The organism is Labrys okinawensis, from assembly GCF_047345005.1.
GTDB lineage: Bacteria > Pseudomonadota > Alphaproteobacteria > Rhizobiales > Labraceae > Labrys > Labrys okinawensis.
This window is the reverse complement of the sequence record NZ_CP178864.1, coordinates 6,149,202-6,169,169: the sequence shown is the minus strand read 5'-3', so window position 1 is coordinate 6,169,169 and position 19,968 is coordinate 6,149,202. Positions and strand designations below refer to the sequence as shown.

Below are 19,968 nucleotides of genomic sequence, written 5' to 3'. Positions count from 1 at the left end.
GGCCGGGGCCCTTAGCTTCCTCGCGAATTTCGCGATGGGCCCGGAGGCAAGGGATGAGCCGATATTGCAATGCCGGAGGCGTCACCGCTGACGTTCCAGTGATCCTCCTGAGTTGCCTGTCCTCCATCCGGAAGGCCGGACGATGAGCGATAAGCCTGCACCCGGCCCTGCGCCGACGGACAAACCCGCGGGCAGGGCCCATTCGGCCGTTCCTGCCACAATTCTTGTCACATTGATCATTGCGGGCATCGTTGCCCTATCGCTGTGGTATGTCGTGCAGCCTCAACCCCTGCTGGTGCAGGGCGAAGCGGATGCGCGCCGCATCGATATCGCGGCCCGCATCGATGGGCGTGTGGCGCAGCGGCCAGTGGATCGGGGCCAGAACGTCACGCCCGGGCAGGTGCTGGTCGGCATCGACAATCCCGAGCTCCTCACCCAGCTCAAGGAAGCGCAGGCGGCGCAGACCGTCGCGGCGGCCGATCTTGCCCGCATCAATGTCGGCACGCGCGTCGAGGTCATCGATTCTCGCCGCGCTGCCCTGGCCTCGGCGCAAGCCAATCTGACCCTGCAGCAGCAGACCTATGACCGCACGCGTCAGCTGACGGAAAAGGATTTTGCTTCCGTGCAGAAGCTCGACGAGGCGACTGCTTCGCTCGATATAGCTCACCGTTCGCTCGAACAGGCGAAGGCCTCTCTCGACGAAGCCGTGACCGGTTATACTGCCGAGGAGCATCAGGTCGCCCAGGCGAGCCTTGCCAAGGCCACAGCCGCGATCGCAACGCTCCAGGCGCAGGTGGGCGAGCTCACCGTGACGGCCCCCTCCTCGGCGCAGGTCTACCAGGTGGGCACCGAGGTCGGTGAATATGTCTCGCCCGGCGTGCCGCTGCTCTCGCTGGTTGATCTCAGCGATGTCTGGCTGCGCTTCGACCTGCGCGAGGACCTGGTAAAGCGGCTCAAGATTGGCGACAAGGTGGTGGTGCGCATTCCCGCTTTGGGGGATCGCCAGGTGACCGTGGAGGTCCGCACCATCGCCACGAAGGGCGAATATGCCGGCTGGCGGGCGACGCGCGCCACTGGCGATTTTGACCTGCGCACCTTCGAGGTCCGTGCCTATCCGGTTGACAAGCTGCCCGACTTGCGGCCCGGCATGAGCGCCTATGTCGATCTTGCGGAGGGCGGGCGATGAGGGGGACCGGCATCGCCGCCGTCGCCGCTCGCGAGGTCGCGTGGATACGGCGTGACCCTGTGGCCCTCTTGCTCCTCTTCGTGGCGCCGCTGCTCGCATTCACGGTGCTCGCCGGCACCTTCAGCAATGTCGTGATCCGGGGCCTGCATGTCGATATCGTCGATGCCGACCGCTCCCAGACCTCGGCGTCTTTCGTCCAGGCTATTTCGGCGGCGCCGGGTGTGGACGTTGCCGCAAGGAGCGGTGATCTCACCGGCGCCATGCATGCGGTCCGCTCGGGCGCCGCAATCGCCGCCGTCTATATCCCCGAGAATTTCGAGCGCGACGTGTTGGCCGGCCGGCGGCCGCAGATCGTCGATCTCTACAACAAGCAGTACTTCACGCCGGGCAATATCGCCTCCAGCGGCATCCAGGCCGCCATCACCAGCGCTGCCGCTGCCTTGCCCAATCCGCCCGGCCGCGCGGCTTCCTTCACGCCCGGTACCCTGGACGTTGAGCAATATGTTCTCAGCAACCCCGCCTTGAACTACGCGCAGTTCCTGTTGCGTGCAATCATGCCGACGGTGCTGCATGTGATGGTCGCCATCGCCGGCGCCTTTGCGGTTGGGTCGGAATTCGGCCGGCGCCGCAAGGCGGGTGAATGGCTGGAGACGGCCGGTGGCAGCCCGCTTACAGCGCTCATCGGCAAGCTTGCCCCCTATCTCGGCGTCTTCATCTTGCTCATGGCGGGGGGGCTCGGCGTCATCCACGGCCTCTTCGCCGTCCCGTTTCGCGGCAACGCGCTGCTCGCGGGCGCGAGTGCCCTGCTCCTGATGTCGGCCTATCTGTCGCTTGGCGCGCTTTTCGTGCTTCTGGTGCGCAACCTGCCGCTCGCCCTCTCGCTTACCGGCATCGTCTGCTCGCCCGCTTTCGGTTTCGCCGGCGTCGGCTTTCCCGTGCTCGGCATGGGGCCGTTCGCGCAGGCCTGGGGCACGATGCTGCCGCTGCGCTGGTATATCCAGATCCTGTTTGACCAGGCGGCGCGGGGCGTTCCCGCCGTCGACTCGCTCGGTGCCTTCCGGATGCTGGCGGGCCTCGCAGTGCTTTATTTCGCGCTCGCCTGGCTGCGAGCGCGTTCGGTCCTGCGCAATCCGCCCGTGCCGGCCGAAGCCGTTGCGCCCGGTGCGCACTCTTTCGGTCTCGTCGGCAGCTTCCGCGCCGAATATGGCCGGGTCCTGCGCGATTCCGGCGCGCTCGGGCTGATCATCCTGGGCCCGGTGCTCTATTCCGCACTTTACCCTCAGCCCTATGTCGGCCAGCTCGTGCGCGATATCCCGATCGCTGTCGTCGACGACGACAACTCCGAGATCAGCCGTGCCCTCGTGCAGACGCTCGATGCCCATGAGGCGATCAAGGTCGTCGCGCGTCCCCTCAACCTCACGGATGCGCAGGCGGCGATCGCCCGGCGCGAAGTGTATGGCGTCGTCTCCATACCGGAAGGCACCGAGCGCGACATCCTCAAAGGCCGGAAGGCGCGCATTCCCGCCTTTGTCGATTCGGCGTATTTCCTGGTCTACAACCGCACTTTGCAGGGCATCAGCGAAGCGGCCTCCGCGGCCTCCATCGATATTCTCGCCGGCTCGGCGCGACCTGACGGCAGCCTCTACCGGGCAGCGCTGGTGCGCAGTTCCCAGGTCGAACTTCTCAGCCAGCCATTGTTCAATCCCACCGGCGCCTATGGCGCCTACGTCGTGCCGGCCGCCTTCATCCTCATCCTGCAGCAGACCCTGGTGATGGGCGTCGCCACACTTGGCGGCGTCGCCTACGAGGAGGGAGCGGTTGCCGCACGGCGAAGGCGTGGCCAGCCGCTGGCGCTGATCGGCCAGGCGCTGGCCCATCTGGCTTTGGCGCTGCCGGCCTACGTCCTCTATCTCGTCGTGATGCCGCATATCTACGGCTATGCCGCGAGCCCGCACCTGCTCGACCTCCTTGTGCTTTCCATCCCATTCATCCTGGCGGTGAGCTTCCTCGGCCAGGCCCTCGGAGCGCTTGCCAAACGGCGTGAGACGGCGGTGATCATCCTGGTCGGCTTCGGCCTGCCATTGTTCTTCCTGGTCGGCGTCGCCTGGCCGCAGGAAGCGATTCCCGCAGTGGTGAGAACCGCCAGTGCCGCCATTCCCTCGACCTTCGGCATCGATGCCATGGTTCGCATCAATCAGATGGGCGCCTCCGTGGCCGATGTGGCTGCGGATTGGCGAGGCCTCTGGATCCTGGTGGGCGTCTACGCCGTGCTCGCCTTCCTGCTCTCCCGCCTCGGCGCCGCAGAGGAGAAGCCGGCATGAGCAAGGCAAGCCGTATCGCCTTGGTGATCCTGGCAGGCGCTGCCGTGGCCGCCGGCGTATTCTTCTATGAGCGTAAGCCCGCTCCAGCCGCGCCGGCGCCTGCCGCCGGCATGGTGCGGCGTACCGAGATCCGCCTTGCTCCAGAGGTCAATGGGCGCCTGGTGCAGGTGAGCGTCGCGCCGGGCCAGCATGTCGTCAAGGGTGATCTTCTCGCCGTCATCGACAACCCCGATCTTGTCGCCGCCCTTGGCCAGGCGAATGCCGCGTTGGGAAGCGCTCGGGCCGACCGGGCGAATGTGTACGCCGGGGTGCGCGCCGAGGAGATCGACATCGCTGCCGGCGCTGTTGAGACGGCGCAGGCCAATCTCCTGCTCGCACAGCAGGAGAATACGCGCGTACTCGCGCTCAAGCAGCGCGGCTTCAACAGCGGTTCGCAGCTCGACGAGAGCAACGCTTCGCTTGCCAAGGCCACCGCCGATCTCGACCTCAAAAGGGCGCAGCTTGCCGCCGACAAGGCTGGGCCGACGGCAGAGGAACGCGCGCTGGCCGACGCCAAAGTCGTCCTGGCCGAGAGTGCCGTCGCGGATGCCGAGGCGACCCTCGCCAAGACCCGCCTTCTCGCCCCGCAGGCCGGGATCGTCGGCACGGTGGTGGCCGAGATCGGCGAAGTTCTCACCCCCGGCAAGCCGGTCGTGGTGTTCGTGCCTGAGGAAAAGCCCTGGACCTCCTTCGTCATGCGCGAGGATGAACTGCGCGGCCTGACCGTCGGCTCGCGGGTCTCGTTGAGCACCAGCGGTGCCGGTCCCTTCGCGGCCGTGGTGAGCGAAATGCGACCGCTCGGCGAGTTCGCGACCTGGCGCGCCGCCCGGGCCGTCGGCGACCATGACCTCAACAGCTTCATGCTGCGGCTCGATCCCGCGAGTGAGGTGCAGGGGCTCGAACCGGGGATGACGGTGTTCATGGGCGGTCAGCAATAGGCCGGGTAAGCCTGTCCCTCTCTTCAGCGACGCTCGCCTTCCGCAAGCGGTTTGACTGGACGGATTGTCCTCGTCGGATTATTCCCGTGAGGCGAGGAGATCAATTCCTGTCCCTGCCGTTGAAGAGGAAGACCAGTGACTGCCCGGATTGAAGATTACGCCCTCATCGGCGATTGCGAGACCGCTGCCCTGGTGTCGCGCGAAGGCTCGATCGACTGGTTGTGCTTTCCGCGCTTCGATTCTCCCGCCTCCTTCGCCGCACTGCTCGGCACGCCCGAGAATGGGCGCTGGCGCATCGCCCCCACCGATCGCAATGCCCGCAGCAGCCGGCGCTACCGACCGGATACGCTGATCCTCGAGACCACCTTCGAGACCGACCAGGGCTCGGCGATGCTCATCGACTTCATGCCGCTGCGCGACAACTCGAACGACCTCGCGCGCATCGTCATCGGCCTCACCGGCAAGGTCGACTTCACCACCGATTTCGTGGCCCGCTTCGACTATGGCCGAACCGTGCCATGGGTCTCCCAGACGGAAGACGGCGCCATCGTCGCAGTGGCGGGGCCGGACAGGCTGGTGCTGCGCACGCCCGTGCCGCTGGAGGGCGCGGATCTTCACACGGCCGGCTCCTTCAGCGTCTCGGCTGGCGAGCGCGTGCCCTTCCTGCTGACCTACACCGCCTCGCATCTGCCGATCATGCCCAGCCGCAATGTCGAGACGGCGCTCGCCGACACGGAGAACTTCTGGCACGAGTTCGCCTCGCGCTGCCCGCCGGTGGGCCGCTACACCGAGACGGTGAAGCGCTCGCTCATCACGCTAAAAGCGCTTACCTACATGCCGACGGGCGGCATCGTCGCCGCCGCCACCACCTCGCTGCCCGAGCAGATCGGCGGCACCCGCAACTGGGACTATCGCTATTGCTGGCTGCGCGACGCCACGATGACGCTGCAGGCCTTCATGAAGCTCGGCTATTACGAGGAGGCCTCGGCCTGGCGCGAATGGCTGATGCGTGCCATCGCGGGCGCGCCCGAGCAGATGCAGATCATGTATGGCGTCTCCGGCGAGCGCAACCTGCTCGAATGGGAGCCGCGCTGGCTGCAGGGCTTCGAGAACTCGCGGCCCGTGCGCATCGGCAATGCCGCCGCCGAGCAGTTCCAGCTCGACGTCTATGGCGAGGTGGCCGACGCCATGCTGCAGGCTGCGATGGGCGGCATGCCGCGCCATCCACGCACCCGCGCCCTCAGCGAGGTCATCCTGCCCTATCTGCAAAGCGCGTGGCGCCGGCCGGACGAGGGCATCTGGGAAGTGCGCGGCGGCGCCCAGCACTTCACTCACTCCAAGGTGATGGCCTGGGTCGCCTTCGACCGAGCCGCCACCATGTCGGCCCAGACGGGCGACCGGCCCGATTTCGTCGCGCGCTGCCGGGCCATTGCCGACGAGATCCATCAGGACGTCTGCCTGAAGGCCTTCGACCCCGCTCTCGACAGCTTCGTGCAGGCCTATGGTTCCAAGACTATCGATGCCAGCCTCCTGCTGATCCCGCTGGTGGGCTTCCTGCCCGCGGACGATCCGCGCGTGGCCGGTACGGTAAAGGCCATCGAGGACACGCTGCTGCATCACGGCCTCGCCCATCGCTACCACACCGACCGCGTGGATGACGGCCTGCCGCCTGGCGAGGGCACCTTCCTCGTCTGCAGCTTCTGGCTGGCCGATGTCTACACGCTGCAGAACCGCTACGGCGATGCCCGGCGCCTCTATGAACGGTTGCAGAGCCTGTGCAACGATGTCGGTCTGCTCTCGGAAGAGTATGATCCGGTGGCCGGCCGCATGCTGGGCAATTTCCCGCAGGCCTTCAGCCATATCGGCCTGATCAACACGGCCCTCAACCTCGCCCGCAGCAGCGGCCCGGCCGAGGAGCGCGCGGAAGCGGCAGGTGAAGCACCGAAGGAGCCGGAGCCGGTGTGAGGGGCAGCGCAGGGTTCCGGGATTAGCGTACTCTGTGGCACGGTGATCTGGTGCGTGCGTGTCGCTTCCTTGTTTCCGCTCGATATATTTGAGCAAGCAATCCTGCCGAGGTCGCGTAGCCCCTCACCTCTATGCTCTCCCCGTAAGAACGGGGCGAGGGGGCGCAACCAGCGCCGATTCATTCGGCGGCGCCTCATCTCGCCCCCGCGCCGCTCAAGCGCACCTGCCATCGCCACTTTCGCGCGCAGATCACGTTTTCTGCATTACGATCTTGCAGGAACGCAGAATACCTTGCTGCACGTGCCTGTCATAGTTGACGGTCTTTGCCATATCGGCATTGATATGCATCGGGCCCGGAGAACAAAGGACTATGGTGCAGGCGTCGTCTCCGAGTTCAGAAAGTCAGAGCCACTCGCAAACGGGTGGCAAGACGCTGGAACCACTCTTCACCTACATCTGGAAAAACAGCCGCAGGCAGCAGATCTACATCATCGTTATCGTGCTGGTCTCGCTGCCCTTCTATTATCTTTCTCTCGATCTCCCGCGCGGCATCGTCAATGACGCCATCCAGGGCCGTGCCTTCAACAAGGGCACCGTGGAAGTTCCGCTCGTCCATATCGACTTGGAATTGCCCGATTTCCTCGGCGGCTACGCCTTCAAATACACCGCGCTGCCGCTTTCGCGCATGGAATATCTGATGGCGCTCAGCCTGATCTTCATCGTGCTGGTGATGATCAACGGCTTCTTCCGCTATGTCGTCAATATGCAGAAAGGCAAGCTCGGCGAATTGCTGCTGCGGCGCCTGCGCCTCGACCTCTTCAACCTCCTGCTGCGCTTCAGCCCCGAGGCGATACGCTCCGTCCGCTCGGCCGAGGTCGCCACCATCATCCGCGACGAGGTCGAGCCAATCGGCGGCTTCGTCGGCGATGCCTTCATCCAGCCAGCCTTCCTCGGCGGCCAGGCCGCGACGGCGCTCGCCTTCATCGTCCTGCAGAGCCCTCTCCTGGGCCTGCTGGCCGGGCTGATGGTGCTGGTGCAGGCCATCATCATTCCCCGGATGCGGCGCGAGCAATTGCGCCTCGGCCGCCTGCGCCAGATACGCTCACGCACCCTCGCCGGCCAGGTTGGCGAGATCGTCGACAGCATGGCGGAGGTGAGCAACCACAACACGCGCGGTTACGAGGGCCAGAAGATCACGACCATCCTCAACGATTTGTTCTGGATCCGCTACGATCTCTATGGGCGCAAGTTCATGGTGAAGTTCATCAACTCGACGCTGTCGCAGATCACGCCCTTTCTGTTCTATTCGATCGGCGGCTATTTCGCCTTGCGCGGCAACCTCGACATCGGCCAGCTCGTGGCGGTCATCTCCGCCTATCGAGACCTGCCGCCGCCCACCAAGGAACTGATCGACTGGGACCAGCAACGCCTGGACGTACAGGTCAAATATACGCAGATCGTCGAGCAGTTCTCGCTGGCGGAACTGCCGCTTGCGACGGGCGCGCCGCCGCCGGCGATCGCCGGCAGCATCGAGATCGAGGCGCTCAGGGTGCGCAGCCCGAGCGGCGACATGCTGCTCGACGGCATCAACCTCACGTTGCCGCTCGGCCAGCACATCCTGCTCACCGGCTCGCGCGGGGAGGGCTATGTCGCCATTGCGCAGGTGTTGGCCCGGCGCTACTCCGATTATTCCGGCAAGGTGCGCCTCGCCGGACACGACCTCGCCAATCTGCCCTCCCGTTGGCTTGGCGCCAAGCTCGCCTATCTCGGCCCCGATCCGCCGGTCTTCGGCGGCACGCTGCGCCACAACCTGACCTACAGCCTGCGCCGGCCTGCACCGGAGCCGCCCGAAACGCGGTCCTACACGGATTGGGGGGATGAGCCGGACAGGGAGGCCGACGTCACGGACGAGCGCCCAGCCGCTGCTGAAACCTCGCCCGCGATTGAGGGAGAACTCATCGAATTGCTGGACGACACGGGCCTGGCCGAAACGGTGTTCGCCCTCGGCCTCGCCAGCGACCTGCCGGAGGATCCCGGCGCTGATCTCAGCAGCCGTATCGTCAAGGCGCGGCTTGCCGTGATCGAGGATCTGGAAGTGAGCGGCTCGGCGGCCTGCATCGAAGCCTTCGATCCCAGCAGCTACAATCATCATGCCACGATTGGCGAAAACATCTTCTTCGGCGTGCTCAGGCGCAAGGCCAGCCTGGACACGCTGACAGACGATGTCGTCATCCTGGCCTTCCTCCGGGAAGACGGGCTTTTCGACGATATTCTCGCCCTTGGCCTCAACATCGCCGCCACCACTTGCGAGATCTTTGCTCAGGTCTCGAACGATCATATCCTGTTCGACCGCTTCTCCTTCATTTCCTACAGCGACCTGCCGCGCTTCGCCGACATCGTGGCGCGTGCCGGCCGGATGGGCATTCCCTCGCTCGGCAAGCCCGACCGCCAGGCCCTGGCGGCGCTTGCCTTCGAATATTGCGAGACGCATCACCATCTCGGCCTGCTGACCGAGGCCGTCTCTGCCAAGGTGCTGTGGGTGCGCGGCAATCTGATGCGGGCGGGCGCCGGCGTCCTGAAGGATGCCATCGAGTTCTACGATCCCGGACGCCTGTGCGTCTCGGCCAGCCTGCGCGACAATCTGCTGTTCGGCCGCATCAACCATGCCATTCCCGGTGCGGAGCAGCGCGTCAGCCACGCACTGCATGCGGCGGTGCGGCGCTACGATCTCGACGGCACGGTGTTCGGCCTGGGCCTCGACCACGAGGTCGGGCCGAAGGGACGCACGCTGATGGTGACGCAGCGCGCGGCGATCGGCCTGGTGCGCTGCCTGATCAAGCGCCCCGAGATCCTGATCCTGGACCAGCCGGTGCTCTCGACATCCGGCGAGGAACAGCAGAGGATCTTCTCGGCGGTGCGCCGTCGCATGGCCGGGCGCACGCTGCTGGCCGCCATGCGCGACCCTCCACCGGGCGAGACCTTCGATCTCGTGGTCACCACGGCGGGAAACCGCATCGAGCGCTCGGCCCAGGCCGCGGCGGGTGGGGCGCCGGCGACGGAGGAAGCTCTGCCGGAGGAGCGGCCCGAAATCAGGGCTCTACGCGCAGTGCCGATGTTCGCCCTGCTGGACACGCCGCGTCTCAAGCTGATCGCCATCACCAGCGAGCGCGTGCGATTTTCCGACGGCCAGACGCTATTTTACCAGGACGACGAGAGCGACGCCGCCTATATCATCCTGTCCGGAGCGGTCGATGTCTTCGCCGAACTCCCCGATGGCCGTGTGCATCTCGCCAGCAACCCCGCAAACTCCATCGTCGGCGAGATGGGTCTGATCAGTGACGCGCCGCGCTCGGCCACAGTCATTGCCGTGGGCGATGTCGTGGCCCTGCGCCTCGCCCGCGATGTCTTCCTAAACCTCGTTGCCGAGATCCCTGCGCTGGCCCTGGAGATCATGCGTGAGCAGATCGCTCGCCTCAACAAGGCCGAGCAACGCTTCCGCCACTAAAGCAAAATGCGTTCTGGCAGGAGCGGATTTCGAAATTAACCTACTGGGATCAAAAGCATTTTGCGATTCTTGGTGATTCGATCTGAAAGTAGAACGCGCTGAAGCGTTTTGCGCTTCTCGCCCATTCCGTCAAATCGCAAAACGCTCAAGGTAAGTCAGCCTCATGGCGGTGATCGCTGTGAAACCAGCCACGAGCGATACGTCGTTCCCGGACGGCGAGGGCGGCTGGACCCTGGGCTTTCTTCTACGCTGCCCGCCGCGCCGCCGTTACAGTCCCGTGCGTCACGATGCTGCGCGTCCGGCGTGCGGTTTTCTCGCGCAACCTTGTGGCGGCTTGATTTCCCCCGCGCCCGTCCTGCGCGCAGGATGGCGCTGTCTCGCGGAGGGAGTTTCGATGAAATTCTTGTTTAATGCCCTGTTCAACGGTCCGGCGTGGCGGACCTTCCTGCTGATGGGGATGTTCGCGGGCCTCTTCGCGATCACCTCCTACGATCTCCTGACGCTGTTCAGCGCCAATTTCAACTTCATCTCGACCTATGGCGTGATGGCGCTGATGGAAGGCGGCCTACGCCAGTTCGTCGAGCTGGTAATCTCCGGCTATCTCAGCCTGGCCTTCTACATCCTGTTCAAGGGCTGCCTGTACGGCCTGCTGGCGCGGGTGGGGCTGCATTGAGGAGGGCATCGGGCTCGATACGGGAATCGGCCCGATGCCACGGAAAGGCCGGTGACGGGCCCGCCTTTCCTTACTTTTCAGTGCCGTGCCGGGGCTCAGAGCTTGGCGAGCATGCGGCAGAGCTTGATCAGGTCTGCGTCGTAATCGTCCGACGCGCCGAGGATCAGCGAGCAGCGCTTCTTCAGCGCGATACGCTGGCTGCGAGTCATATTGGCCAGTTGCGATGAGACATTGCCGATGTTCACGCCCGTGTTCGGCGGGGTGCCTGGGGTCGATGGATCCGTCCCGGGGACGTTGAGACCGACATTTGCGTTGACGCCGCTCTGGTTGTCCAGGGAGTCACCAGCGGGGCGTCGAGGATGTAATTGCCGTTCACCGACAACTTGTCGTAGAGGTGAGCGGCCATAAGGTCCATGGCGATCTCCACCATCGACGGCGGGTAGAGCACGTCCGCCGGGATCGCGCTGTCGCCGTCAGTTACGTTCTTGACCATGTCCTTCATGCCGGCCCCGCCGACCCACGAATTTGATATCGGGGGCGGTTGGTCTGCTTGATGGCTTCGAGCACGGCCACGGCCATGTCGCTGTCCCGACTCCAGACGGCGTCGATGGTGGAGACCGCTACTCAGATACTCCGCTTCTGCGATGAGCAGCCTACCTTCCTTTTACCCGGCAGCCATCGAGAAAGAGCCGCACGGCAGCCGCGGTGCGCCGGCGCATCTCGTCGGGCGTCTCGGGAATGCCGACCAGCGCGCGTCCGCGGGCGCCCTGCACCACCAGGGTGACGAAAAGCTCCGTCGCCATCATGGGATCGTCGAAATGGACCTCGCCGCGGGTCTGGTAGGTGGTCAGCACGCGCGTGACGCTGCCCAGCACATTCAGTCGCATCTTGTCGACGAACAGACTGCTCAGGGCCGGAAAGCGGTGGAGTTCGGTGATGACGAGGCGATAGAGCGCCAGAGCCTCTGGTTGCGTGGCGGCGACTTCCAGCTTTTCGGCGAAGGTTTGCAGGCCTTGGTCGACCGGCGCCGGTCCGACCTCGTAACTGCCGATGAAGGAGAGCCGCTCCTGGATCAGGCGCCTCAGCGTGTCGGCAAAGAGGTCGCCCTTGTCGCGGTAGCGAGCATAGACGAAGCGCTTGGCGACCCCGGCCTCTTCGGCGATCGCCTCCAGCGAAACGCCGTCAAGGCCGCGCGTGATGAAGAGCCGGGCGGCGGTATCGAGCAGCGCCCGGTGCCGCCGCTCCGCTTCCGCACGCGTCGGTCGCCCGCCGGGTCCTCGCCGGAAGGGGCTTTGCGTGGCGATGAAAGTCGAGTCGGACATGCGCGATCTATAGGGCCTCGGAATACTGAGATACAGAGTGGCGACCGGGAAGGGGCGCGACGCGAGAGCCTCCCCCACGAAGCTGGGGGAGGTGGCATTGCGAAGCAATGACGGAGGGGGTGTGGTCCTACAGGCTTGCCCTAAAATGGCAAGGCTCTGGCTCTTTGAGAGGGCCAGAGCCCTATTCTGTTACGAGGAGCCCGTCGGGCCACACCCCCTCCGACCCGACTTCGTCGAGCCACCTCCCCCAGCTTCGTGGGGGAAGCTCTTATGTCGCGCCCTCCCTCTTTCGAGGCAAACTTCCTTTGCCTTGATCTTGCCCTCAATCGGCGCATAATGCAACGAGAACGTTGCGTTGCATTTGGTGCCTTCGTGAATCGCTCCCTGATCTTCGTCATCATTGCCCTGCTGGTGGCGGGTGCGGCACTGTTCTGGAAGTTCGAGGCTGATGAGGGCAGCCCGGGCTGGCAGGGCTATGCCGAGGCCGATTACGTCAAGGTCGGGCCGACGCAGCAGGGCACTCTCGTCTCCCTCTCGGTCGGGCGGGGCGATGAGGTGAAAGAGGGCCAGCCGCTGTTTGCGCAAGACGATGCGCAGGACAAGGCGGCCGTCGACCAGGCCCGCCAGCAGCTTGCCCAGGTGAAGGCGCAGGTCGCCAATCTCCAGGCCGGCGGCAAGGATACCGAGATCCGCCAGGCCGAGGCCAACCTTGCCGACGCCGTCGCCACGCGCGACCGCTCGCAAGCAGACCTCCAGCGCGCAGAGACATTGCTGAAGAGTGGCAACACCACCTTCCAGAACATCGATCAATTGCGTGCGACCGCAACCTCGGCAGTGGCGCGCGTCTCGGTGGCCGAGGCGGCGCTGGCCCAGGTCAAGGCGCCGATGGGCCGTCCGGGTGAGATCGAGGCCGAGCGGGCGGCCGTCAGCGCCGCCGAGGCCGCGCTTGCGCAAGCCCAATGGCGGTTCGATCAGCGCCATGTCGCCGCTCCTGTCAGCGGGCGTGTCGCCGACACGCTTGCGCTTCCGGGCGAAACGATGGCCGCCGGCGCGCCGGTCGTCTCGCTGCTGCCGCCCGCCAATATCTTCGTGCGCTTCTTCGTGCCGGAGCCAGATCTCGCCAGGCTGCATCGCGGCGATCAGGTGAGAATCGGCTGTGACAATTGCGCGGCCGGCATCACCGGCACCATCTCTTTCGTGGCGCCACAGCCGCAATATACGCCACCGATCATCTATAGCGACACGACGCGGGCCAAGCTGGTCTACCTGATCGAGGCCAGGCCGCCGCCTGACCAGGCGACGCTGCTGAAGCCCGGCCAGCCTGTCGACGTGCATCCCATGAACGAGGCGCCGGGCAGGGCAGCTGCGCCATGAGCATGAACGGCAACACCCCGCTCGCCATCGATGTCCGCCACCTGCGCAAGAGCTTCGGCGAGCGCAAGGTGGTGGAGGACCTCACCCTGCAGGTGCCGGAAGGCGAGATCTGCGGCTTTCTCGGTGCCAACGGCTCGGGCAAGACCACCACCATCCGCATGCTTTGCGGTCTGCTCACCCCCGATGGCGGGGAGGGCACGTGCCTGGGCTTCGACGTGCTCAAGGAGCCCTTGAAGATCCGCCGCCAGGTCGGCTACATGACGCAGCGCTTCAGCTTCTACGAAGATCTCACGGTCCGCGAGAACCTCGATTTCGTCGCAAGGCTCTATGAGATCCCCGGGCGCGAAGCGGCCATTGATGACGTCATGCTGCGCATGGGCATCGCCGACCGCGCCACACAGCTTGCCGGCCAGCTCTCGGGCGGCTGGAAGCAGCGCCTGGCACTCTCGGCCTGCATCCTGCACGATCCCAGGCTCCTGCTTCTCGACGAGCCGACGGCCGGCGTCGACGCCAAGGCGCGGCGCGAATTCTGGGACATGATCCACGACCTCGCCGGCAAGGGGCTCACCGTGCTCGTCTCCACCCATTACATGGATGAGGCCGAGCGCTGCCAGCGCATCCTCTATCTCTCCAATGGCCGCATCGTCGTCCAGGGCACGGCACCCGAGGTCGTCGCCAATGCCCGTCTCGTCACCTTCGAAGGCACGGGCGAGAATATCGACGAGGCCTCGCGCATCCTGCGCCAGACGCCCGGCGTCGAAGCCGCCGCCGTGTTCGGCCGTTCGCTCCACGTCGCCGGATCCGATCGCGAGGCGCTGAAGAAGGCCATCGCCTCGCTGCCCGATGCTTCCAGCTTGACCTGGGAGGAAGTCGAGCCACGGCTGGAGGATGTCTTCATCCACCTCCTCAGTCAGCCGGGAGGGTGATCATGGGCTTCTCGTTCTGGCGTTTCATGGCGGTGCTGCGCAAGGAATGGACGCAGATGCGGCGCGATCCGATGACGCTGCGCCTCATCATCGTGCTGCCGCTGATGCAGCTCTTCCTGTTCGGCTACGCCATCAATTCCGATCCCAAGAATCTGCCGACCGGCCTGCTCTCGGCCGACCATTCTCAATATGAGCGCACACTGGTGGAAGCGCTGCGCAACACCGGTTATTACGATTTCATCGAGATGAAGTCGGAGCAGCAGGCCGAGCAGGCGATCGCGCGGGGTGATGTCATCTTCGTGCTCAACATCCCGCCCAATTTCGGCCGCTCGATCGATCGCGGCGAAAGCCCCTCCGTGCTGCTGGATGCCGATGCCACCGATCCCACCGCCATCGGCAATGCCACCGCGGCTCTTGCCTCGCTCGGCTCGATCTTCGACCGCGACCTGCCGCCGACCATGCGTTCGACCATGGGCACGCAGCCCTTCCAGTTCCAGGTGCACGCCCGCTACAATCCCGAGCAGCTCACTGTGCTCAATATCGTGCCCGGCCTGATCGGCACGGTGCTGGTGTTCTCGACGCTGATCATCACCACCCTCTCCATCACCAAGGAGCGCGAGCGCGGCACCATGGAGAACCTGCTCGCCATGCCGGTGCGGCCGGTGGAGGTCATGCTCGGCAAGATCGTGCCCTATATCGGCATCGGCTATCTGCAGATCATACTGATCATCTCGATCTCGATCTTCGCCTTTCACCTGCCGGTGCGCGGCTCGATCTCGCTGCTCTTCCTGGCGCTTGGTCTGTTCATCGCTTGCAACCTGGCGCTCGGCTTCACCTTCTCCACCGTCTCGGCCACGCAGATGCAGGCCCAGCAGATGGCGCAGTTCACCCTGCTGCCCTCGATGATGCTGTCAGGCTTCATGTTCCCCTTCAAAGGCATGCCGGTGTGGGCGCAATGGCTCGGTGAGATCCTGCCGCTCACCCATGCGCTGAGGATCATCCGCGGCGTCCTGCTGAAGGGCAACGGTCTTGCTGAGATCTGGCCTGAGCTGTGGCCGATCGCGCTCTTCGCGCTGCTTACGGGATTTATCGCGGTGTATTTCTATCGAGAGACGCTGGATTGACCTGGGAGCGCCAGCATCTTCTGGCTCTTGGAAACGCCTAGCTCTGTGAGACAGAAGAGGCGGACGAGGACGTCCGCGGTCCCAGTCATGCTGTTTCCCGCGGAGAATGACAGGGGTCGTAACGCCCTATCCCGCCCGGGCGGCGTGACTGGGACCGCAGACGTCCTCGTCCGCCTCTTCCCACACCACAAACACATCGTTTCCAAGATGTGGACATCGCGCCATGCTTACATGTCACCGTGATGTCTGCGCACCCGGGAACCTCTCCCGATACGCCTGCGGTGTGGTGGCGAGTTGCCGCGCGAAGCTCCTGCGCATCGTCTCCTCCGAGCCGAAACCGCATTGCCGCACGATCTTCTTCAGTGGCAGATCCGAATCCGCCAGCAGCAGCCGCGCCTGTTCGACGCGCAGCCGCTCCACAGCCTGGGCTGCCGGCAAGCCGGTCGCCTGGCGGTAGTGACGCTGGAAGCTGCGCCCGCTCATGCCGCAGTGGGCGGCGAGAGCGGGGATTGAGAGATCCTCGGCAAGGTTCTCGCGCATCCAGCCATGCAGGGTTTCGAAGCGTTCCTCGCCATGCTGCAGCGCCAGGGCGGCGCTGTATTGCGACTGGCCGCCGGGGCGCTTGAGGAAGACGACGAGATCGCGCGCCACCGCCATGGCCACGGCGTGGCCGAGATCGCGTTCCACCAGAGCAAGCGCGAGGTCGATGCCGGCGGTGACGCCCGCCGAGGTCCAGAGCTTGCCGTCCTCGATGAAGATCGGATCGGGCTCCACCCTGGCGGTCGGGAAGGTCTGCGCCAGCAGGTCACAGGAATCCCAATGCGTGACCGCCCGTCGGCCATCGAGCAGGCCGGCCGCGCCGGCGAGAAAGGCGCCCGTGCAGATCGAGGCGATACGGCGGGTGTTCGGCGCCTTGTGGGCGATCCACGCCACCAGTTCGGGATCCCTGAGAGCCTCATGCACTGCATCGCCGCCCGCGATCACCAGGGTGTCGCAGGGCTCGTCCGTGCCGGGCAAGGGGTCGCTCAGCAAGGTGAGGCCCGCCCAGGCCATGGTCTGGGCCTGTCGCGCAATGATGCGCAAGAGGTAGACCGGTGACCGTCCCGCATCTTCGATGACGCGATTGGCCGTGGCGAAGACCTGCATCGGTCCGGCGATATCGAGCAGCTGGAAGTTTGGAAAGGCGAGCAGGTCGACCCTTCGTTCAGTCTGGTCGGACATGGTGGTTTGGCACAATGTGTGGGTCAAATGTCATTTGTGCCAGAGCATGAGGATGTAGAAGGGGCCTGTCAACAGCACTGGAGAAAACGCCATGACCCTGCAGATCGGCTTCCTGATCTTCCCCCGCTTCCAGCTCATCGACCTCGCCGGACCCTTCGATCTCTTTGCGCAGGTTCCTGACTGCCACCTGCATCTGATCTGGAAGGACCTGGAGCTCGTGCGTGCCACCGCTGGCTGCGAACTCAGGCCAACGACCACGCTCGGCGCTTGCCCGGCGCTCGACCTGATCTGCATTCCCGGCGGCGCCGGAGTGAATGCCCTGATGCAGGATGTCGAAATCCTCGATTTCGTGCGCTCCCAGGCCGCGTCGGCGCGTTTCGTGACCTCGGTCTGCACGGGTGCCCTCGTGCTGGGTGCCGCCGGATTGCTGCGTGGCAAGCGCGCGACGACCCATTGGGCCTCCCATCACCTGCTGGAGGGGCTTGGCGCCATTCCGGTGGAGGAGCGCATCGTTACAGACGGCAAGCTGATCACGGGTGGCGGCGCCACGGCGGGCATCGATTTCGCCCTGGTGGCCATCGCGCAGTTGGTCGGGCGGGAAGCAGCGCAGGTGGCTCAGCTCGAACTCGAATATGCTCCCGCACCGCCCTTCGATGCCGGCTCACCCCGCACGGCACCGGCAGCCGTCGTCGAACGAGTGCGGGCCGATTCGGCCGCAACCGTCGCCGATCGTGCTCGCATCATCGCCGGGTTGCATGTAGCGGCCTGAGACGCAGGGTTCCCGGGTGCATGGGCATCTCGCCCGTTCTTGAACACCGCGGCGCCACCGGATTTTGGGCGCGCGCCGAGAAAAGGCGCCGCGTCGCCTGCTCCGGCTCCGGGACGGGCAAGGTGCCCGTGCACCCGGAGCCCTCCCCTCCCTCTCGACCATCGCCTTCTCTCGCAAAAAAATCTCTTGCAAATTGTATCTTTCGATATATCTTAAGATTTATCTTAACGATGCAACGAAAGGTATATCGCATGTTTGGACGACATCATCAGGCGCCCTGGGGGCGCGAAGGTTTCCGGGGCTGGGGCCGCGGCGAGGAGCGGGATTGTGCCCCGCGTGGCGGCGGTCGCTGGGGCCGCGGTGGCTTCGGCGAAGGGCCTGGCGGCTTCTTCGGCCGTGGCGGCTTCGGCGAGCGGGCCGGACGGGTTTTCGGTCACGGTGACCTGCGCCTCGTCATCCTGGCGCTGATCGCGGAAAAGCCGCGCCACGGCTACGATCTCATCCGCGCCATCGAGGAGAAGTTCGGCGGCGCCTATGCGCCGAGCCCCGGCGCCGTCTATCCCACGCTCACCATGCTCGAGGAGCAGGACTACATCCGCGCCGAGGCTTCGGAGGGCACAAAGAAGCTCCACACGATCACGCCCGAGGGCGAGGCCTTCCTGGCTGAGAACCGCGATGCGGTCGATGGCGTGATGGCCCGCATGGACCTTGCGGCCAGCGCGTTCGCCAGCCATTCCACCCCGGATATGGTGCGCGAGGCCTTCCACACCCTCAGGCACGCCCTGCATATGCGCCGCGGTCCCTGGACCAAGGCCGAGGCCGAACGCGTGCGCACGATCATCGAGAAGGCCGCGCGCGACATCGTCGGCCCGGGCGATCAGAACTGAGGTACGCGTTAGAAGGCAGGAAATTAGAGCAAGGGAACCAACGCCCTGTCATCCCCGGCAGCCCTGGATTCCCTTCCCCTCGCCCTCTCTCGCTTCGCTCGTGAGAAGCTCGGCCGGGAATGACAGCCATAGGAAGTCCGCTTAGGCGTCTTGATGCTGCCCGGTTCACGGGTAGAGAAGATAATAGGATAAAACTGGGTCTTCCCCGTCCTGCTGGATCGGCTATTCAGGGCCCCGGCAGGGCCACTCCTTCTTAGGCTTCTTCGCCGATATTTGTTTGACGAATTTCCCGGTGGGCCTCGCGCCCGCCGGGTTCTTGTGTTTGCGGGTACCCCGATGAATGCCGCCGCCCTCGATGGCCTGCCCAATCCCCAGCGCGCCTTCGCCTTCCTGACCATCGGCATCGCCCTCACCATGGCGGTTCTGGACGGCGCTATCGTCAATGTCGCGCTGCCCTCGATCTCGACGGAACTGGCGATCACGCCTTCCGATGCGATCTGGGTGGTTACCGCCTATCAGCTCGCGGTTACCATATCGCTGCTGCCGCTCGCCTCGCTCGGCGACATCATGGGCTACAAGCGCATCTACTGGTGCGGCCTCGCCATCTTCACGGCGGCCTCCTTCGGCTGCGCCAACGCCCACACGCTGCCCTTCCTGGCCGGCATGCGGGTGATCCAGGGCATCGGCGCGGCGGGCATCATGAGCGTGAACATCGCGCTGGTGCGCTACATCTTCCCGAAGGCGCTGCTCGGCTCGGGCGTCGGCTATACGGCGCTGGTAGTGGCGGTGTCCTCGGCCGCAGGCCCGAGCGTCGCCTCCGCCATCCTTACCGTCGCGAGCTGGCAATGGCTGTTCCTGGTCAATGTGCCGCTCGGCATCATCGCCCTCATCATCGCCGCCCGCACCCTGCCGCAGACGCCTGCCTCCGGCCATGCCTTCGACTGGACGAGCGCCCTGCTGAACGCCGTCACCTTTGGCCTGCTGATTGCCGGCCTCGACGCCTTTTCCGACGCCGGCGGCAACACGAGGGCGGGCCTGATGATCCTCGGCGCTGCCATCGCCGGCGCCGTGCTGGTCTGGCGCTCGCTCAAGCTCGACGTGCCGATGCTGCCGGTGGACCTGTTGCGGCGGCCGGTCTTCGCGCTTTCGATGGCGACCTCGATCTGCTCCTTCGCCGCCCAGAACATGGCCTATATCGCGCTGCCCTTCTTCTTCGAGCAGACCCTCGGCCGTTCCGAGGCAGCCACCGGCTTCCTGATGACGCCCTGGCCGCTGATGACCGCGCTGATCGCGCCCGTCGCCGGGCGCTTGTCGGACAGGTTTCCGCCTGAGCGCCTCGGCAGCATCGGGCTGGTGATTCTGGCCGTGGGACTCGTCTGCGTCGCCACCATGGGCGCGAACCCCACCAGTCTCGACATCGGCTGGCGTCTCGGCGTCTGCGGCTTCGGCTTCGGGCTGTTCCAGTCGCCCAACAACCGCATCATCATCGCCAGCGCCCCGCGCGAGCGTTCGGGCGGGGCAAGTGGCCTGCAGTCGACGGGGCGCCTGCTTGGCCAGTCGATGGGCGCGGCCGTGGCGGCCGTGGTGTTCGGCCTGGCGGCGAGCGGACATACGGTCCTGATCGCCTGGATCGGCGCAGTGCTTTCGCTGATGGGCGCGCTGTCGAGCGGGTTCAGGAAGACGGTGTAGGCTGGGAGCGCAGGCGTCTCGCCTGCTTT

The 19,968-nt window shown here is 65.3% G+C and carries 15 protein-coding genes and 1 pseudogene; 12 read left to right on the top strand and 4 right to left on the bottom strand.

Translation table 11 applies throughout. The annotated features are described in order from the left end of the window. The first annotated feature begins 142 nt into the window (after nucleotides 1-142). The 6 genes from ACMDCR_RS28645 to ACMDCR_RS28620 all read left to right on the top strand — a co-directional run bounded on the left by ACMDCR_RS28645 (nucleotide 143) and on the right by ACMDCR_RS28620 (nucleotide 10,627). A complete protein-coding gene (locus tag ACMDCR_RS28645; protein ID WP_413989863.1) occupies nucleotides 143-1,186 on the top strand; it encodes an HlyD family secretion protein in 1,044 nt (347 codons plus the stop codon). Continuing rightward, the gene (locus ACMDCR_RS28640; protein WP_413989862.1) at nucleotides 1,183-3,507 is read left to right on the top strand and encodes an ABC transporter permease; all 2,325 of its coding nucleotides are present in this window, start codon (nucleotides 1,183-1,185) and stop codon (nucleotides 3,505-3,507) included. Before ACMDCR_RS28645 ends, ACMDCR_RS28640 begins: the two co-directional genes overlap by 4 nt. After that, a complete protein-coding gene (locus ACMDCR_RS28635) occupies nucleotides 3,504-4,484 on the top strand; it encodes an HlyD family secretion protein (RefSeq protein WP_413989861.1) in 981 nt (326 codons plus the stop codon). Before ACMDCR_RS28640 ends, ACMDCR_RS28635 begins: the two co-directional genes overlap by 4 nt. A 135-nt stretch (nucleotides 4,485-4,619) precedes the next feature. Continuing rightward, entirely contained in the window at nucleotides 4,620-6,449 is a 1,830-nt protein-coding gene (locus ACMDCR_RS28630) for a glycoside hydrolase family 15 protein (protein WP_413989860.1), read from the top strand. Nucleotides 6,450-6,819: 370 nt separating this feature from the next. Then, the gene (locus ACMDCR_RS28625; RefSeq protein ID WP_413989859.1) at nucleotides 6,820-9,954 is read left to right on the top strand and encodes a cyclic nucleotide-binding domain-containing protein; all 3,135 of its coding nucleotides are present in this window, start codon (nucleotides 6,820-6,822) and stop codon (nucleotides 9,952-9,954) included. A gap of 394 nt (nucleotides 9,955-10,348) precedes the next feature. Next, a complete protein-coding gene (locus tag ACMDCR_RS28620; protein ID WP_413989858.1) occupies nucleotides 10,349-10,627 on the top strand; it encodes a hypothetical protein in 279 nt (92 codons plus the stop codon). Between the two features lie 95 nt (nucleotides 10,628-10,722). Here the strand turns inward: ACMDCR_RS28620 and ACMDCR_RS28615 are convergent, their stop codons facing one another. From ACMDCR_RS28615 to ACMDCR_RS28605, 3 genes and pseudogenes are all read right to left on the bottom strand, one after another. Further along, entirely contained in the window at nucleotides 10,723-10,872 is a 150-nt protein-coding gene (locus tag ACMDCR_RS28615; RefSeq protein WP_413989857.1) for a hypothetical protein, read from the bottom strand. After that, a pseudogene (locus tag ACMDCR_RS28610) lies at nucleotides 10,869-11,236 on the bottom strand (hypothetical protein); the annotation flags it as partial. The pseudogene ACMDCR_RS28610 and the gene ACMDCR_RS28615, both read right to left, overlap by 4 nt. A 44-nt stretch (nucleotides 11,237-11,280) precedes the next feature. Then, a complete protein-coding gene (locus ACMDCR_RS28605) occupies nucleotides 11,281-11,949 on the bottom strand; it encodes a TetR/AcrR family transcriptional regulator (RefSeq protein WP_413989856.1) in 669 nt (222 codons plus the stop codon). Nucleotides 11,950-12,321: 372 nt separating this feature from the next. Between ACMDCR_RS28605 and ACMDCR_RS28600 the strand changes: the two genes are divergently transcribed. From ACMDCR_RS28600 to ACMDCR_RS28590, 3 genes are read left to right on the top strand one after another with little or no spacing between them, the layout of a single operon-like run. Next, nucleotides 12,322-13,323: an HlyD family secretion protein gene (locus ACMDCR_RS28600; RefSeq protein WP_413989855.1), complete on the top strand. Its 1,002-nt coding sequence runs from the start codon at nucleotides 12,322-12,324 to the stop codon at nucleotides 13,321-13,323. Between the two features lie 2 nt (nucleotides 13,324-13,325). Beyond that, on the top strand, nucleotides 13,326-14,249 hold the full coding sequence (locus ACMDCR_RS28595) for an ABC transporter ATP-binding protein (RefSeq protein WP_413993755.1): 924 nt from the start codon (nucleotides 13,326-13,328) through the stop codon (nucleotides 14,247-14,249). A 2-nt stretch (nucleotides 14,250-14,251) separates the two neighbouring features. Continuing rightward, the gene (locus ACMDCR_RS28590; RefSeq protein WP_413989854.1) at nucleotides 14,252-15,373 is read left to right on the top strand and encodes an ABC transporter permease; all 1,122 of its coding nucleotides are present in this window, start codon (nucleotides 14,252-14,254) and stop codon (nucleotides 15,371-15,373) included. Nucleotides 15,374-15,607: 234 nt separating this feature from the next. Here the strand turns inward: ACMDCR_RS28590 and ACMDCR_RS28585 are convergent, their stop codons facing one another. Further along, nucleotides 15,608-16,594, bottom strand: coding sequence for a GlxA family transcriptional regulator (locus tag ACMDCR_RS28585; protein ID WP_413989853.1), 987 nt, complete (start codon nucleotides 16,592-16,594; stop codon nucleotides 15,608-15,610). A gap of 91 nt (nucleotides 16,595-16,685) precedes the next feature. Here ACMDCR_RS28585 and ACMDCR_RS28580 point away from each other — a divergent pair, with 91 nt between their 5' ends. The 3 genes from ACMDCR_RS28580 to ACMDCR_RS28570 all read left to right on the top strand — a co-directional run bounded on the left by ACMDCR_RS28580 (nucleotide 16,686) and on the right by ACMDCR_RS28570 (nucleotide 19,939). Beyond that, complete coding sequence (locus ACMDCR_RS28580; protein WP_413989852.1) at nucleotides 16,686-17,363, top strand: DJ-1/PfpI family protein; 678 nt, start codon at nucleotides 16,686-16,688, stop codon at nucleotides 17,361-17,363. Between the two features lie 251 nt (nucleotides 17,364-17,614). Then, nucleotides 17,615-18,250 carry a PadR family transcriptional regulator gene (locus ACMDCR_RS28575; protein ID WP_413989851.1) on the top strand — a complete coding sequence of 212 codons (636 nt, stop codon included), beginning with the start codon at nucleotides 17,615-17,617 and terminating at the stop codon, nucleotides 18,248-18,250. Nucleotides 18,251-18,586: 336 nt separating this feature from the next. Continuing rightward, on the top strand, nucleotides 18,587-19,939 hold the full coding sequence (locus tag ACMDCR_RS28570) for an MFS transporter (protein ID WP_413989850.1): 1,353 nt from the start codon (nucleotides 18,587-18,589) through the stop codon (nucleotides 19,937-19,939). The last annotated feature ends 29 nt before the right edge of the window (nucleotides 19,940-19,968 follow it).

Excerpts from the sequence above, each read along its gene's own strand:
- ACMDCR_RS28645 (WP_413989863.1), top strand. The coding sequence starts at position 143 with ATGAGCGATAAGCCTGCACCCGGCCCTGCGCCGACGGACAAACCCGCG.
- ACMDCR_RS28640 (WP_413989862.1), top strand. The coding sequence starts at position 1,183 with ATGAGGGGGACCGGCATCGCCGCCGTCGCCGCTCGCGAGGTCGCGTGG.
- ACMDCR_RS28635 (WP_413989861.1), top strand. The coding sequence starts at position 3,504 with ATGAGCAAGGCAAGCCGTATCGCCTTGGTGATCCTGGCAGGCGCTGCC.
- ACMDCR_RS28625 (WP_413989859.1), top strand. The coding sequence starts at position 6,820 with ATGGTGCAGGCGTCGTCTCCGAGTTCAGAAAGTCAGAGCCACTCGCAA.
- ACMDCR_RS28620 (WP_413989858.1), top strand. The coding sequence starts at position 10,349 with ATGAAATTCTTGTTTAATGCCCTGTTCAACGGTCCGGCGTGGCGGACC.
- ACMDCR_RS28605 (WP_413989856.1), bottom strand. The coding sequence starts at position 11,949 with ATGTCCGACTCGACTTTCATCGCCACGCAAAGCCCCTTCCGGCGAGGA.
- ACMDCR_RS28595 (WP_413993755.1), top strand. The coding sequence starts at position 13,326 with ATGAACGGCAACACCCCGCTCGCCATCGATGTCCGCCACCTGCGCAAG.
- ACMDCR_RS28590 (WP_413989854.1), top strand. The coding sequence starts at position 14,252 with ATGGGCTTCTCGTTCTGGCGTTTCATGGCGGTGCTGCGCAAGGAATGG.
- ACMDCR_RS28585 (WP_413989853.1), bottom strand. The coding sequence starts at position 16,594 with ATGTCCGACCAGACTGAACGAAGGGTCGACCTGCTCGCCTTTCCAAAC.
- ACMDCR_RS28580 (WP_413989852.1), top strand. The coding sequence starts at position 16,686 with ATGACCCTGCAGATCGGCTTCCTGATCTTCCCCCGCTTCCAGCTCATC.
- ACMDCR_RS28575 (WP_413989851.1), top strand. The coding sequence starts at position 17,615 with ATGTTTGGACGACATCATCAGGCGCCCTGGGGGCGCGAAGGTTTCCGG.
- ACMDCR_RS28570 (WP_413989850.1), top strand. The coding sequence starts at position 18,587 with ATGAATGCCGCCGCCCTCGATGGCCTGCCCAATCCCCAGCGCGCCTTC.